Raw genomic sequence first — 15,975 nt, 5'->3', positions numbered from 1 at the left:
AAAAATTACCTTTGCAACCTGAAAATGAGAGAGAAATCTCAGAATTAAAATAATAACTTAATTAGATACACAATGTCTACAATAACAGGTAAAGTTTCTCAAATTATTGGACCAGTAATTGATGTTGAATTCAATACTGAAAATGAACTTCCTAAAATTTACGATTCTTTAGAAATAAAAAAAGCTGATGGTTCTACTCTAGTATTAGAAGTTCAACAGCATATTGGAGAAGATACAGTAAGAACAATTTCTATGGACGCTACTGATGGATTAAGTAGAGGTACAGAAGTTGTAGCAACAGGTAATCCTATTCAAATGCCAATTGGTAATGATATTTATGGACGATTATTTAACGTTACTGGAGATGCAATTGACGGTTTAGGGAATTTGAAAAAAGAAGGTAAAGACGGTTTACCAATTCACAGGTCTGCACCTAAATTTGAAGATTTATCAGTATCTACAGAAGTTTTATTTACAGGTATCAAAGTAATCGATTTAATAGAGCCTTATGCAAAAGGAGGTAAAATTGGATTATTTGGTGGAGCTGGAGTAGGTAAGACAGTATTAATTCAAGAGTTGATTAACAATATCGCAAAAGGACATGGTGGTTTATCTGTGTTTGCTGGAGTTGGAGAAAGAACTCGTGAAGGAAATGATTTACTTCGTGAAATGTTAGAATCTGGAATTATAAAATACGGTGACGATTTTATGCATTCTATGGAAGAAGGAGGATGGGACTTATCTAAAGTTGATAAATCTGGTATGAAAGATTCTAAAGCTACTTTTGTATTTGGTCAAATGAACGAACCTCCTGGAGCACGTGCAAGAGTTGCATTATCAGGATTAACAATAGCAGAATATTTTAGAGATGGAGCTGGAGAAGCACAAGGAAAAGATGTACTTTTCTTTGTAGATAATATTTTTAGATTTACACAAGCAGGTTCTGAGGTATCAGCACTTTTAGGACGTATGCCTTCTGCAGTAGGTTATCAACCAACATTAGCAACAGAAATGGGTGCTATGCAAGAGCGTATTACATCAACTAAAAAAGGTTCTATTACTTCTGTACAAGCCGTTTATGTACCTGCAGATGATTTAACAGATCCAGCACCAGCAACAACTTTTGCGCACTTAGATGCAACTACAGTATTATCTCGTAAAATTGCTGAGTTAGGTATTTATCCAGCAGTAGATCCTTTAGATTCTACATCAAGAATTTTAACCGCAGATATTTTAGGTGATGAGCACTATGATTGTGCACAAAGAGTAAAAGAAATTTTACAACGTTATAAAGAATTACAAGATATTATCGCAATTTTAGGTATGGAAGAATTATCTGAAGAAGATAAATTAGTAGTTCACAGAGCAAGACGTGTACAACGTTTCTTATCTCAACCTTTCCACGTTGCAGAACAATTTACAGGTATTCCTGGAGTTTTAGTAGATATTAAAGACACTATTAAAGGATTTAATATGATTATGGATGGTGAGTTAGATAAATATCCTGAAGCTGCATTTAACTTAAGAGGGTCAATTCAAGATGCAATTGATGCTGGAGAAAAAATGTTAGCTGAAGCTTAAAATAGTTAGTAGTAAACAGTATCCAGTCTATAAAGACTGTAAAACTGCGAACTGCGGAACTGTAAACTAAAAGAAATATGTTTTTAGAAATTGTAACACCAGAAGCTATTTTATTTTCATCAGAGATTGATTCTTTATCAGTGCCTGGAGTAAATGGAGAGTTTCAAATGCTAAATAATCACGCACCAGTTGTTTCTAATTTAAAAGAAGGAACAATAAAGATTCATATTCATTCTCAAGCTAAGATAGAATTAGATGATTTACATGGCAAATTAGTTCCAGATGAAGCTGATGATAAAATTTTAACGTTAACAATTAATTCAGGTACATTAGAATTAAATGATAACAAGGCAATTATTTTAGCAGATTAAAAATTAATATATATTATATAAAATCTCAAAGTGTAAATAACGCTTTGAGATTTTTTTGTTTATCAACAAACAAAAAATTGTAAATTTACACTATGGAAGAAACGAATAGACAACGAAAAATAGCAGGTGTTTTACAGAAAGACTTGGTAGATGTTTTGCAAAAAGCAGCACAAGATGGAATGAAAGGGGTTATCATTTCAGTTTCTAAAGTACATGTAACTTCAGATTTGGGAATTGCAAAAGTATATTTGAGTGTTTTTCCTTCAGAAAAGAGAGATGAAATTATTAAAGGAGTACAGTCAAACACTTCTTTAATTCGACATGAAATGGCATCTAGAACTAGAAATCAATTACGTAGAATGCCAGAATTATTATTTTTTGGTGATGATACTTTAGACTATAATGAAAGCATAGATAACTCTTTGAAAGGGAAAGATGAAAACCCTATTTTAAATCCAGAAATACTTCCTAAAAGAAAAAAAATATAACTGTTTTTGAACTTTTCTCTATACATAGCTAAAAGGTATTTGTTTACAAAAACAAGTACCAATGCTATTAATATTATCACAATTATTGCTTCTTTTGGAGTTATAGTTAGTTCTTGTGCGCTCTTTATAATTCTATCTGGGTTTTCTGGTTTAAAAACATTTAGCTACGATTTATTAGATGTTTCTGACCCAGATATAAAAATTTGGGCAACAAAAGGAAAATCTTTTACATATTCTGATGATTTAAAAGAGATTTTAAAAAATAACAAATCAATTGTAGGAACTTCTAGTATTATAGAAGAAAGAGTTTTTTTAGAATACAATGAGAAAAATGAAATTGCATACATAAAAGGAGTTCAAGAAAACTATAACAACATTACAAAAATAGACTCTGTTATAGAATTAGGAACTTGGTTACAGAATGATTTCCAAAATACAGCAGTTATTGGAGAAGGTATTTCAAGAAAGTTATCTTTAAGTATACTAAATTTTGGAGAACCTTTATCTATAATGATTCCTAAACCTGGCACTGGTTTTATAAACCCTAACAATGCTTTTAGTAAAATAAATGTTCAAATAGTTGGTATATATTCTGGTACAGAACAGTTTAAAAATAAATATGTGTTTGTAGAAATTGAATCTGCAAGAAAACTACTTAATTATAAAAATAATCAAGTAACTGGTATTGAACTAAAACTCTCAGAAAATAGCGATGCTGCAATTGTAGCTGAAAATCTTCAAAATAAATTAGGAAGTAAGTTTAAAGTTCGTACTAAAGAGCAATTAAATGAAATATATTATAAAGTAATTAATACTGAAAATTTTGTGTCTTATCTTATATTTACTTTAATTATAATTATTGCGCTTTTTAATGTAATTGGTGCCATAATTATGATGATTATTGATAAAAAACAAAATCTTAAAACATTATTTAGTTTAGGAGTTACTATAAGACAAATAAAAAAAATATTTACAATTCAAGGTTTTTTACTAACCTTTTTTGGAATGGTAATTGGCCTTGTTTTAGGAATATTTATTGTTGTAATTCAAAAGCAATTTGGTTTTTTTGAGATAGTGCCAGGTTTACCTTATCCAGTAGAGTTTTTAATATCTAATCTTTTAATTGTTATTATTACAATTATAGTTCTAGGATTTATCGCATCAAAAATAGCAAGTAGTAGAATTTCGAAACAATTTATAGAAAAGTAAATTTAAAGAATACTTAAATTTGAGGAATAATTGTGTTACCAAATTTTTCTTCAACCTCATTAAAAGCATTAAAAACATCTTTTGGGTCATCAGAAGTAACCATTTTCATTCTATATTCTTTAAAATGAGGAATTCCTTTAAAATAATTGGTATAATGTCTTCTTGTTTCTACAACTCCTAATCGTTCTCCTTTCCAATCAATTGCCATTTGTAAATGCCTTCTAGCAACTTGAGTTCTCTCAGAAATTGTGGGTTTTGGTAAATGCTCTCCAGTTTTAAAGAAGTGTTTTACTTCATTAAAAAACCAAGGATAACCAATAGAGGCTCTACCAATCATAGCACCATCTAAACCATATTTGTCTCGCATTTCCATGGCTCTTTCTGGTGATGTAACATCTCCATTTCCAAAAACAGGAATGTGCATTCTTGGGTTGTTTTTTACTTCTGCAATTGGCTTCCAGTCTGCATCACCTTTATACATTTGGGCACGTGTTCTACCATGAATAGAAATAGCCTTGCAGCCAACATCTTGGAGTCTTTCAGCAACTTCTACAATTCTTATAGAATCATGATCCCAACCCAAACGTGTTTTTACAGTAATTGGTAAATTGGTATGTTTTACCATTGCTTCTGTTAAAGAAACCATTAAATCTATATCTTTTAAAATTCCAGCACCAGCACCTTTAGAAACTACTTTTTTTACAGGACAACCAAAATTGATATCTATTATATCTGGATTTGATTTTTCTACAATTTCAATTGTTTTTAACATTGAATCTAGATTGGCACCAAAAATTTGAATTCCAACAGGTCTTTCTTTTTCGTAAATATCTAATTTGATAACACTTTTTGCTGCATCACGAATTAAACCTTCTGAAGAAATAAATTCTGTATACACAACATCTGCACCATTTTCTTTGCATAGAGCTCTAAATGGAGGGTCAGAAACATCTTCCATTGGAGCTAACAATAATGGAAAGTCAGGAAGTTGAATGTTGTCTATTTTTACCATTTTGCAAAGATACTTTATTATTTAGCAAAAAAAAACCTCTTATTTGCATAAGAGGTTTCCTAGAAATCTAATAAATTAATTTTTCTTAATCTTTTAGAATTTTCTTAAAAATAGAACCTTTATTCGTGTCAATTTTTAAGAAATAAAATCCTTTAGATAAATGAGAGATATTAATTGATTTTTGCACGCTTTCCAAAATTATTTTACCAGTTGTATTGACAATAGAAACTTTATTAAACTCTACTTGCTTAGATATTTTTATATTTAAATTATTTTTTACTGGGTTTGGGTATATTATAATTTTTTTTTCTAAAATTTCATCATCTGTAGAAAGTATAGTTTGCCTACAATCTTGTTCGTTTGCAACAAAATTGCTAGAAACATCTTTATTAAAGTTGGCTAAGTAAACAGCATTTTTATCATCAACAATAATACAAGTTAAATTTGGTGAGTTTGTAGCATCAAAAGAAGTAATATTTGCGTTATTGCTGTTTTTTATACTCATTGTAACCAAATTTGGATTGTTGCTTACATTTATCACTTTTAAATTTTTAAGTTCTTCTAAATTTAAAGTTTCAAAACTATTGTTGCTGATGATTAAAGTTTCTAAACCAGATGTTTTTGCCTCAACTTCTCTTTTTTTACCTGTTGTTTTACTAATTAATGTTATTTTTTTACCAGTTAAAGCACTCAAATCATTTAGGTTGTTTCCAGATAAATTAAGACTTTTAATGTTAGAGAAAGCCTGTAAACCTCTGATATTTTTGATATCTTTATCACTTAAATCTAAATTACCAGCAAATTCTTTAGCTTCTCTAAGTGTAATTTTTCCATCATTGTTTTTATCAATTCCAGGGATGGTTATGATAATTGTTTCTGTTTTCTCATCAACTTCTACTGTCCAAATTTCATTACAATCTTCACTAAATGAAGTGTGAGCATCAATTTTATCTGACCAATTGTTGTTTGCATAGTTTACATCCCAAACTTTAATACAGGTTAAATTTGGATTGTCTAACGCATCAAAAGTTTGAAGGTTTGTGTTGTTGGAAATGTCTAGTCTGTCTAAATTTTCCAAATCATTTGCAAATAAGGTTTTTAGCTGCGTATTTTGGCTTAAATCCATTGAGGTTAAATTGTTTCCTTTAATATTTAAAGATTCTAAAGCTGTAAATGATTCTATACCAGTTAAATCTGAAATATTTTTAGAATTTAAGCCTAAAAACGTTATAGTTTCTGCATTATAGGTTAGTATAAAACCGTCTAAAACATCATCGTGTTTAGCATCAATTAAGGCTTGCTCAAAGTTAGCATCTGGTATTGCAGTATAACAACTATCACCAAAACTTGCAGTACTGTCTATATTGTTGCTCCAATTTGCGTTTGCGTAGGCTACATCAAATACTTTTATGCAAGTTAAGTTATTACCTAATACGTTAAATGCTGTTAGTCTTATATTAGTTGTTAAATCTAAAACAGATAAATTGTTGCTTTCGCAGTTTAAATCTTCTAATAACCTATTGTTAGTAGTGTTTAAACTATTTAATTGATTACCACTTGTATTTAGTATTTTTAACTTTGTATTATTACTAATGTTTAATGTGGTTAAATTATTTCTATCACAAGTTAAATGTGTAAGGTTTGTATTACTACTTACATCAAGTACTTGAATTCCTGTAAATGAAAGATATAATTCTTTTAATTGGGTATTGTTGCTAAAATCTAAGTTTTTTAAAGCATTATTACTTCCACTAAAAAAATGTAATCCTGTATTTTGGCTAAGGTTTATTGAGGTAATGTTATTTGTGTCTATTTGTAAAAAAGACAAGTTTACATAATTGGTTACATTTAAGTTTGTAATAGTATTAGTATGAATATCTAATTTTTTTAAACTTTGAGAATTAGGTAATATTAAATCTGAAATATTACAAAATTGTGCTGTAAACTCTTCTAAAAACAGATTGTTTGTAAGGTTTACAGTAGCAGTATTATTATTACTCATACTTAATTTTCTAAGTTGTGTAAAGCCTTCTATACCTGTTAAATCCTCTATTTTTGGATCACCATTTGCTGTAGCAATGTTTAATTCAGTTAACGTTTGTATGTTTGTTTTTAGCACGTGATTGTCTAGAACATCATCAAGGTTTTGGTCTATTAATTTTTGTTCGAAAATATTATCTGGTATGTATACATATTCTGCACCAAAATTACAGTCTGCATAAAAACCTGTTTGACTATCAATATTTGTTAAATTTTCTCTAGCGTAAGCAATATCATCAACTTCTATACAGATTAAATTTTCATTTCTTATAGCAGTAAATGTGGTTAATTTTGATAAATTTCCTGCACCACTTTTTAGGTTTAGGGTAGATAAATTATTATCATTTACCCAAAGTTCTTCTAACTCTGGAGCGTTACTTAAATTTAAAGAGGCTAAATTGTTATCTCTAGCAATTAGAGATTTTATCTTATTAGTATTGTTATTAAATATTAGAGTTTCCATTTGGTTATTTCTGCATTGCACAGTTTCTAACTTAAATAATCCCTCTAAATTTAAATTGGTTATTGCATTGTAGCTTACATCTAAAGTTACTAGTTGATTTTTATTTGATAAATCTATAGCAGAAAGATTACAAAAGCTGGCATCTATTATTTTAACAGATGGTGAGTTTGTTAGTATAATTTCTGAAAGATTACTATTAGACTTGCATACAACTTTTTCTAACTGTGGCTTTGCATTTAAGTTTAAGGTTTCTAAGTTATTATTGCTTACATCTAATTCTATAAGGTTAGGATTTACGTTTATAGATGTTAATTCATTAAAACCTGCAATCAGTTTTCTTAACTTAAGGTTTGTATTTACACTTAAAGAAGTTAATTTATTATTATTAATACTTACTATTTCTAAATTGGAATTTTGCCCAAGATTAACCGTTGTTAAATTATTGCTACTTACTGTTAAAAATTTTAAAGCTTCAAAATCTTCTATACCAGTTAAATCTGATATAGCTCTGTTGGCAATATTCATAGACTCAATAGTATTTATATTTGCAGTTAGCACATAATCATCTAAAGGCGCATTATCATCAAAACCAAAATCTTTTAGTGCTTGCTCAAAATTATCATCTGGCACATAAGTGTAAAGGCTACCACAATTTTCTGAAAAAGAGCTTTGACTATCTTTACTAAAATCTGGATTGCCAGAAAAAGCGAAATTATTGGTAGCTGCTAAATTATCTACTTCTATACAAGTTAAGTTTGTATTTCCTGTAGAATGGAATAATTGTATATTACCTACTTTCAATTTAAGCTCGTTTAAATTATTATTTCTAACATCTATACTAGAAATATTTTCAAGGTTACTTACATCTAAACGAGTTATAGAATTGTTAGAACAGTTCAGTTCTTGTAAAGCAGTAAAATCTTGAATGCCTTCTAAACTTTGTATGCCTTTATTAGCAACAAAAACTTGAGTAACAGTATTAATATTTACTGTTGGTACATAATCATCTAAAGGTGCAGTATCATAACCTTGATCAATCAAATATTGTTCAAAGGCATCATCTGGAACATAGGTAGTAGCTGATGCAGAACAGTTTTGGCTAAAATTGGTTTGTGCGTCAATATTTGTAAAATTGGTTGTTGCATAAGTTGCATCATCTACCTCTATACAAGTTAAATTTGGGTTGTTTGTAGCATTAAATTGAGTAATATTTTGAGAGTTACCTGTTTTAATATTTAAACTTTCAAGAGCATTATTATTTACTATAATTTTTGTTATACTCATTAAACCCGCAAAATTTAGTTGCGTAAATGCATTGTGATTTCCTGTAAATTCTTGAAGTTGATTTAAAAAAGATGCTTCAAAAGTTGTAAGTTGGTTGTGACTAACGTCTAAATGTGTAATTTGATAAAGAGCACTTGTATCTAAATTTGTTAAATTGTTATTGTTAATGCTTAATTCCTGTAAAAAACTATAATTAAAAGTATCAAATTGATTTAACCCCATATTATTTAAAGATAGTTTAGTTAAGTTAGCATTGTTGCTTAAATCGAAAGTAGTTAATGCTGTATTACCATCTAAAATTAATTCTTGTAATGCTGCAAAACCCTCAATACCTGTTAAATCTTCAATACCTAAATTACTTAAATTTAATGTGGTTAATGTGTTGATGTTTGCTGTTAATACTTGGTCATCTAACACATCATCTAAATTTTGGTCTATTAAATATTGCTCAAAAGCGTTGTCTGGAATGTTTGTAGTGTTTTGATTTTTGGTTGGTTCTGGAGCAAAAGAAAAAAGTTCATTTCCTAAACTTTCATCAAAAGCAGCAAAAAATAGTTTATTATTAAATGGTGTAATGAATTGTGGTGTTCTAATTGAATTGTTATTTATATCTTTTACTTCTTTAGTACCTATTTCAGTACCATCACTTTCCCATAAATATTTTAATCTTAAACCATTATTAAAGCCTATTGTTGCGCTAAAATAGATTTTATTATTAAACTGGGTTAGGTAAACAGGATTAGACCCAGAAAAACCTTCAAATATATCTTTTACAAGTTTAGTTCCACTTGCAGTTCCATCAGTTTCCCAAAGTTCAATACCTATTGTATTAGAAGAACTATAATCAACTTTAGCAGTAAAGTATAATTTGTTGTTTAGAACTACCATTTCATTAAACTTAGTTCCTCCAGTATTTACGCCATCTGTAAAGCCTGGTATCGAACTTGAGCTACCTAAATTAATATCTTTTACCAATTCTGTTCCATTTGTAGTTCCATCACTTTTCCATAATTCTGCTCCATGAGTTCCTTCAGAAGCAGAGAAATATAATTGGTTGTTGTAAATAGTTAAACTTGATGGGCTTGAGCTACTGCTACCATTTCTAATATCAACAGCTAAATTAGTTCCATTTTCTGTTCCATCACTTTCCCATAGTTCTCTTCCATTAATTCCATCATCAGCAGAAAAATAAAGTTTATTATTGTACACAATTAAACTAGATGGATTAGAACCTTCAGATAAAATATTTGGGTTTGAAGCACTAGATTCTTCTAGATTTATATCTTTAAATATCATTGTGCCTTCTGTAGTTCCATTACTTACCCATAATTCATAACCATTTATAATATCATCAGCAGTAAAAAAAAGTAAGTTATTAAAGACTGTAAAAGTGTTCTGATTTCCAAAATTACCACCTTCAATTTCTTTTACTAATATTGTACCTTCTGTTGTGCCATCTGTTTGCCAAAGCTGATTACTGTATGCAGTAAAATACACTTTTCCATTATAAGATGTAAACCTTCTTGGACTTGAACCATTTTCTCCAGGATTAATGTCTTTTAAAAGTCTTGTTTGTCCTGTTGTACCATTACTAATCCATAGTTCACGACCATTAATTTTATCATCAGCAGAAAAATAAAGTTTTTCATTAAATTCTGTGATGTTGTAAGGATAACCATTTTTATTAAAGGCATCTACACTAATATCTTTAACCAACTCAACTTGTTGCCCGAATATATTTGCTGTAAAAAAGCAAAATATTAAAATGTAATTTTTTGTTTTCATAATTTCTATATTTTTAATTAATAAATTGTGATTTTTTTTAAATAATCAAAAGCAAGTTTTTTACTCATTCAAATTTAGTTGAGCTTACTGCTTTAATTGATAAATCTTTAGTGAAACAGGGTGTTTTTTTAGTGAAATAGAAAACAGGAATTAAATATAAAAACCAGTAAATCAGATTTTTATATTTTTAAAAACAAAAAACCTTACTCAAATCTTTAATTTTAAGTAAGGTTTTGTTTTGAGCAAAAAAACTCAAAAATTTTTATTGATACATTTAGTTAATCAATATTTTTAATAACTTCTAAGAGTTGAGATCTTCTAGCTTCACTCAAAGAAATTTCTATGGAGTTTAAGTGAATGGTTTTTTTACCAATATCAGTAATTTTATTGGTATTTACACAGTAACTTCTGTGAGGTATAAAAAAGTGATTACTTTTTAACTGCTCTCTTACTTTTTTTAATGTATGAGGTACCAATATTTTTTTTGGTTCTATATGAATATAGCAGTAATTATCATAGGCTTCTAAATATAAAATATCATTTTCTGGAATTCTATACATATAACCATCAGATTTTACAGAAAGTATATTGTCTTTTTCGCTTAAATATTTATTCCAAACTACAGAAATACTACTCCACAAACCAGATGCTGTAAAAGGCTTAACCAAGTACCCTAAAGGTTTTGTTTTACCAACTTCACTTAGTGTTAGAGGGTCTGTTTGTGCAGTTAGATAAAAATAAGGCAAGTGAATTTTATCCAATTCTTTAGCAAAAACAACACCATCAAAATCACCTTTTAGTTGAATATCTACCAAACATAAGTCAGGTTTTGTAATTTCTAATAATTGAATAGCTGTAGGAAAATCTTTGGCAATACCAACAACTTCCACATCATTTTTTTCCAGTGTTTTTTTAATCGTTCTAGAAATAAATGGGTCATCTTCAATAATTAAAAATCGATGTTTAGCCATTTTGTTTTTTAAATTTTAAGTGCATACCAAAATCATTTTCTGATGATGATAATTTTATAGCATCTAAACGTTCAATTAAAATTTCAATCAATTCAGAGCCATAATTTTGTTGAGTGTTTTTTGTCTTTTTTGATGTTCCATTATCAAACATTATAAATTGAATTTCATCATCTTTCTCTTTAATGTTTAAACTGATAATTCTATTAGAGTTGTTTTTATTCCAAGCATATTTTATAGAATTGGTAGCCAGTTCATTTACCAATAAACCAATGGAAGTTGCAGTGTCAATATCTAAAATTGTAGAAACTACAATTGCATTAAAATTGATATTTTCTGATGCGTAAGAACTCATTATTTCGTTAATTAAATCATTGATATAAACCTTTAAATCAATACCCAATAAATTATCTTTAGCATACAATTGTTGATGCAAAACAATCATAGAATTTACTCTTTGCACAGCATTGTCTAAAGCAGTAACTGCAACTTCTGCTTCACTACCTTGTGCTTGTAGTTGTAGTAAACTACTCACCATTTGAAAACTGTTTTTTCCACGATGGTGTGTTTCTTTTAACAACATGTTTCTTTGATTGAGTAGTTTTTCCAACTCAATTTTGTTGGCTCTTAATTGTTTTCTTTTTTGGCTATTTTTATAGAGCAGAATAGCCACAACAATTAATATTACAAAGGCAGCAATAGAAATATAGCTCCATAATTTCTTTTTGTTTTGTTCTTCTACAATTTGTTCTTCCTTCTTTTTGGTTTGGTATTGGGTTTCGAGTTCGGCAATTTGTTTATTGTATTTTTTTGTGTTTAAAGAATCTTTAAGTTTAATTGATTTGTTTTGATAATAAAGAGCATCTTTAGAGTTGCCTAAGAATATAGAAACCTTTACCATAGTTTCATAAAAAGCATCTAAGTATTCTAAACTTTTTTCATTTTTAAAACTTTCTTTGTAGGGTGTTAGATATTTTGTTACAGCAACTTTATCATTTAACTTCATTAAATTTTCAATAAGTTGATTATAATCTAAATTATAATCTCTTTGACCTTTTAATGAATCAAGTGCAACTACTTTTAAAAGTAATGGTTGAGCTTTTTTATAATATCCCTGCTCTTTATAATTTTTTGCGATTCTTAGGTAGGCAATATTTCTTTCAAATTGTGTTAAAACTTTAAGCGATAAAAAGTATTGAAAAGTTTTATCTGCTTCATTATATTTTTTTAACAGACTTTGAGCAATTCCCAAATTTACATAGGCTTTTGCTTCACCTCTACTATCTTTAATATACCTTGTGTTTTCTACTGCTTTTTTACCGTAAACTTCTGCTTTTTCATAATCTTTAGTAGCAATATACATAATACACAAATTATTGTATAATGGAGATATATAATTTATGTAATGCTCTTCAGCAATTTCAATTGCATTGTAGTAATATTTTGATGCCTCAGAATAATTGTTTTTTACCTCTTCTAAATAAACTCCTTTTACTTCTAAATTTAAAACTTCTCCTTTTTTAGAATTATTTTTCCTTGAGTATTCTATACCCTTATTAGCATAATGTAGACAACTATCATTTTGAGTACCATAAAAGCTCCATGCTTTACCAGCTAAGAATCTTGCAATAGAATCAACTTTTTTTTGCTGAGAATAAATTGCAACAGATAAAAAAGAAAAAACAAAAAGAATAGATAGGTTTAATGATTTCAAAATAAACAGCTTATGAAATCTAATTTAAAAAATCTTAACTAATATTAAGATTCAAGTGTGTGAATTGTAAAAAATAACGTACAAATGGTTCTAAAACTCAATTTCCTTCTCAATTTTCTCACTTCCTCTTTTTACTAAAACTTTTGTTTTATCACCTTTTTCAAAAACAGATAAAGAACGCATATAGCTCATCATGTTAGTAACTAAGCTATCACCTAATTTTATAACAATATCGCCTTTTTTAAGTCCAGCTTTTTGAGCAGGTTTACCTTCAGAAACTCCATCAATTCGCATTCCTTTTCCATCAAACAAATAATCAGGAATTACACCCAAACCTACTTTAAAACGAGGGGTATTTTCGCTTTCATTTTTGGTTTTTCTAAAAGCTAATTTTCCATTATCATCTAAATCTGTGATAATATTAAAAATGTAATCAGAAATCAATTCCATACCTGCATAATTCAATTTTTCTGAATCATCACCAGGTTTGTGATAATCTTCATGTTGCCCAGTAAAAAAATGTAGTACAGGAATATCTGCCAAATAAAAACTGGTATGATCACTTGGGCCAACACCAGATTCTTGCTGAATTAACTTAAAGTTATTATTATGTGATTTTAAAACTTGTTTAAAAATAGGCGAAGTTCCTGTACCATAAACTGCCAAAGAAGAATCTTTTTTCATTCGCCCAACCATATCCATATTTATCATATAAGAAACTTTTTTAGTGTCTATTGTTGGATTCTTTACAAAATAATTTGAGCCTAACAAACCCATTTCTTCACCAGAGAAAGCCATAAAAAGATAATTATTATTGGTGTTTTTATTTCTTAATTTGGCAGCAAGGTTTAGCATAACAGCAACTCCAGAAGCGTTGTCATCTGCACCATTGTGTATTGCTTTGATAGAATCTCTATACAAAGAACCTTCACCTCCATAACCTAAATGATCAAAATGTGCTCCAATAATTATGGTATTTTCTGCGTTATTGTTTAAAAAACCAAGCACATTATTTCCAGTAATAGTTCCATCACCATTAACATCAAATTTTACTTCATCATGAGGATTTGTTTTTGGTTTAAATGTAAAAGGTTGCAAATATTCTTGTGTTCCTTTAGATTGTAACCCCAATTCTTTAAAACGCTCAGCGATATATTTAGCAGCTTTTTTTTCTCCTTCTGTTCCTGTTTGTCTTCCTTCTAATTTGTCTGATGCTAAAAATGCAACATCTTCTTTGATACGTTTTTCTTGATTAATTTCTGGTTTACAAGAAATTAGAAAACATAAAAAGATTAAAAATAGGATGTTTCTCATGATGATATATATTATTTTTGTAAAGTTAATTAATAAATAAGAAAATGAGAATAGTTTACATATTAGTATTTGCATTAATTTTTACAGCTTGTAAAAACGACAAAAAAGCAAAAGAAACTAATATTTTAGAAAAAAATGATGTAAAAAATTCATTAATATATCCAGAAGAAGTTCATTTTAAAAGTTTACGTCAAGTAACTTTTGGGGGTGATAATGCAGAAGCATATTGGAGTTTTGATGATAAACAATTAGTATTTCAATCAAACTATAAAAAATGGGGAGTTTCTTGCGACCAAATGTTTTTAATGAATGCCAATGAAACATTTAAAGATAGAATGCCACCAATGATTTCTACTGGAAAAGGAAGAACAACTTGTGCCTATTTTTTACCAGATAATAAACACATTATTTATGCATCTACGCATTTAGTAGATGAGAATTGCCCAGAAGTTCCTTTGCGTAAAAACGGAAAATATATTTGGCCAGTTTATGATAGTTTTGACATTTTTGTAGCAGATTTACAAGGGAACATTGTAAAACAATTAACCAATGAAAAAGGATATGATGCAGAACCTACAGTTTCTCCAAAAGGCGATAAAATTGTATTTACATCTACTAGAAGTGGAGATTTAGAATTGTACACCATGAATGTTGATGGTTCTGATGTAAAACAAATTACCAATGAATTAGGTTATGATGGAGGTGCATTTTTCTCTCCAGATGGAAGTAAGATTATCTTTAGATCATCCAGACCAAAAACCGAACAAGAAATAAAAGCTTACAAAGATTTATTGGCAGAAGGTTTGGTAGAACCAACAGAAATGGAGTTGTATATCTGTAATGCGGATGGTTCTGATTTACGCCAACTAACAGATTTAGGGAATGCCAATTGGAGCCCGTTTTTTCATCCATCAGGAAAAAAGATACTATTTTCATCTAATTTTGAAGCAGAAAGAGGGTTTCCTTTCAACTTATATATGATAGATTTAGATGGTAAAAATTTAGAAAGAGTAACTCATGGAGAAACTTTTGATGCTTTTCCAGTATTTTCTAATGATGGTAAAAAACTAATTTTTTCTTCTAATAGAAATAATGGAGGTGGTAGAGATACCAACTTGTTTATTGCAGAGTGGCAGGACTAAAAGGACTGACGATCTGAAATACATAACAAGAGATACCAACTTGTTTATTGCAGAGTGGCAGGACTAAAAGGACTGACAATCTGAAATACATAACAAGAGATACCAACTTGTTTATTGCAGAGTGGCAGGACTAAAAGGACTGACACATTCTGAAAAGATTTAAAAATTTCCATAAAACTTGATTTTATTTCTTACCTTAATCATTCAATAATTAAAAAGAAAATGGGAACAAAAGAAAATATTTTAAGAAAGATTAGAATTTTAATAACCAATCAATTTGATACGCCAGAAGAAGCATTTAGTTTTTTTGACTCTGATGATAATGGAAGGTTAAAAAAATCGGAAATAAAAAAAATGTTGAGAGCTGCAGCAGTTAATGGTTTTATAAGAGGTATTGTTGCGAATGAATTATTAAAAGGTTATGACACTTCTAGTGATGATACCATTAACTGGGAAGAATTTAAAGTAGCTATTGCAGAATTAGAAAGAGACTTATAATTTAAAGTATATAACAACTTAAAAGAGGATGTCTTAAAAGTATTAAAATTTGTCATTTCGACTGTAATGGAGAAATCTTATTTATTCAAAATCAATTACATAGATT

General features: G+C 28.8%; 11 protein-coding genes. 6 read left to right on the top strand and 5 right to left on the bottom strand.

What is annotated here, in order from left to right; translation table 11 throughout:
* Positions 1-72 precede the first annotated feature (72 nt).
* The 4 genes from atpD to ACY2RW_RS08855 all read left to right on the top strand — a co-directional run bounded on the left by atpD (position 73) and on the right by ACY2RW_RS08855 (position 3,649).
* On the top strand, positions 73-1,581 hold the full coding sequence (gene atpD, locus ACY2RW_RS08870; protein ID WP_490122363.1) for a F0F1 ATP synthase subunit beta: 1,509 nt from the start codon (positions 73-75) through the stop codon (positions 1,579-1,581).
* 77 nt (positions 1,582-1,658) lie between these two features.
* Positions 1,659-1,952 carry a FoF1 ATP synthase subunit delta/epsilon gene (locus ACY2RW_RS08865; RefSeq protein WP_490122362.1) on the top strand — a complete coding sequence of 98 codons (294 nt, stop codon included), beginning with the start codon at positions 1,659-1,661 and terminating at the stop codon, positions 1,950-1,952.
* A 92-nt stretch (positions 1,953-2,044) separates the two neighbouring features.
* The gene (gene rbfA, locus ACY2RW_RS08860; protein ID WP_490122361.1) at positions 2,045-2,440 is read left to right on the top strand and encodes a 30S ribosome-binding factor RbfA; all 396 of its coding nucleotides are present in this window, start codon (positions 2,045-2,047) and stop codon (positions 2,438-2,440) included.
* Between the two features lie 39 nt (positions 2,441-2,479).
* Positions 2,480-3,649: an ABC transporter permease gene (locus ACY2RW_RS08855; RefSeq protein WP_490122360.1), complete on the top strand. Its 1,170-nt coding sequence runs from the start codon at positions 2,480-2,482 to the stop codon at positions 3,647-3,649.
* Positions 3,650-3,662: 13 nt separating this feature from the next.
* Here ACY2RW_RS08855 and dusB read toward each other — a convergent pair whose 3' ends face one another.
* The 5 genes from dusB to ACY2RW_RS08830 form a co-directional block, all read right to left on the bottom strand.
* Positions 3,663-4,661: a tRNA dihydrouridine synthase DusB gene (gene dusB, locus ACY2RW_RS08850; RefSeq protein ID WP_490122359.1), complete on the bottom strand. Its 999-nt coding sequence runs from the start codon at positions 4,659-4,661 to the stop codon at positions 3,663-3,665.
* 85 nt (positions 4,662-4,746) lie between these two features.
* Positions 4,747-10,233 carry an ELWxxDGT repeat protein gene (locus ACY2RW_RS08845; RefSeq protein ID WP_490122358.1) on the bottom strand — a complete coding sequence of 1,829 codons (5,487 nt, stop codon included), beginning with the start codon at positions 10,231-10,233 and terminating at the stop codon, positions 4,747-4,749.
* Positions 10,234-10,511: 278 nt separating this feature from the next.
* The gene (locus ACY2RW_RS08840) at positions 10,512-11,204 is read right to left on the bottom strand and encodes a LytR/AlgR family response regulator transcription factor (protein ID WP_490122357.1); all 693 of its coding nucleotides are present in this window, start codon (positions 11,202-11,204) and stop codon (positions 10,512-10,514) included.
* Positions 11,197-12,915, bottom strand: coding sequence for a histidine kinase dimerization/phosphoacceptor domain -containing protein (locus ACY2RW_RS08835; protein WP_490122356.1), 1,719 nt, complete (start codon positions 12,913-12,915; stop codon positions 11,197-11,199). Before ACY2RW_RS08835 ends, ACY2RW_RS08840 begins: the two co-directional genes overlap by 8 nt.
* A 90-nt stretch (positions 12,916-13,005) precedes the next feature.
* On the bottom strand, positions 13,006-14,229 hold the full coding sequence (locus tag ACY2RW_RS08830) for a M28 family peptidase (protein ID WP_490122355.1): 1,224 nt from the start codon (positions 14,227-14,229) through the stop codon (positions 13,006-13,008).
* Positions 14,230-14,273: 44 nt separating this feature from the next.
* On the opposite strand from ACY2RW_RS08830, the gene ACY2RW_RS08825 reads away from it, so the two are divergent.
* The gene (locus tag ACY2RW_RS08825; protein ID WP_490122354.1) at positions 14,274-15,371 is read left to right on the top strand and encodes a TolB family protein; all 1,098 of its coding nucleotides are present in this window, start codon (positions 14,274-14,276) and stop codon (positions 15,369-15,371) included.
* A gap of 222 nt (positions 15,372-15,593) precedes the next feature.
* Complete coding sequence (locus ACY2RW_RS08820; protein ID WP_490122353.1) at positions 15,594-15,869, top strand: EF-hand domain-containing protein; 276 nt, start codon at positions 15,594-15,596, stop codon at positions 15,867-15,869.
* Positions 15,870-15,975: the final 106 nt, after the last annotated feature.

The organism is Polaribacter sp. 2305UL8-11 (assembly GCF_058147165.1).
This window is presented reverse-complemented; position numbering and strand designations above follow the sequence as displayed.

Excerpts from the sequence above, each read along its gene's own strand:
- atpD (WP_490122363.1), top strand. The coding sequence starts at position 73 with ATGTCTACAATAACAGGTAAAGTTTCTCAAATTATTGGACCAGTAATT.
- ACY2RW_RS08865 (WP_490122362.1), top strand. The coding sequence starts at position 1,659 with ATGTTTTTAGAAATTGTAACACCAGAAGCTATTTTATTTTCATCAGAG.
- rbfA (WP_490122361.1), top strand. The coding sequence starts at position 2,045 with ATGGAAGAAACGAATAGACAACGAAAAATAGCAGGTGTTTTACAGAAA.
- dusB (WP_490122359.1), bottom strand. The coding sequence starts at position 4,661 with ATGGTAAAAATAGACAACATTCAACTTCCTGACTTTCCATTATTGTTA.
- ACY2RW_RS08845 (WP_490122358.1), bottom strand. The coding sequence starts at position 10,233 with ATGAAAACAAAAAATTACATTTTAATATTTTGCTTTTTTACAGCAAAT.
- ACY2RW_RS08840 (WP_490122357.1), bottom strand. The coding sequence starts at position 11,204 with ATGGCTAAACATCGATTTTTAATTATTGAAGATGACCCATTTATTTCT.
- ACY2RW_RS08830 (WP_490122355.1), bottom strand. The coding sequence starts at position 14,229 with ATGAGAAACATCCTATTTTTAATCTTTTTATGTTTTCTAATTTCTTGT.
- ACY2RW_RS08825 (WP_490122354.1), top strand. The coding sequence starts at position 14,274 with ATGAGAATAGTTTACATATTAGTATTTGCATTAATTTTTACAGCTTGT.
- ACY2RW_RS08820 (WP_490122353.1), top strand. The coding sequence starts at position 15,594 with ATGGGAACAAAAGAAAATATTTTAAGAAAGATTAGAATTTTAATAACC.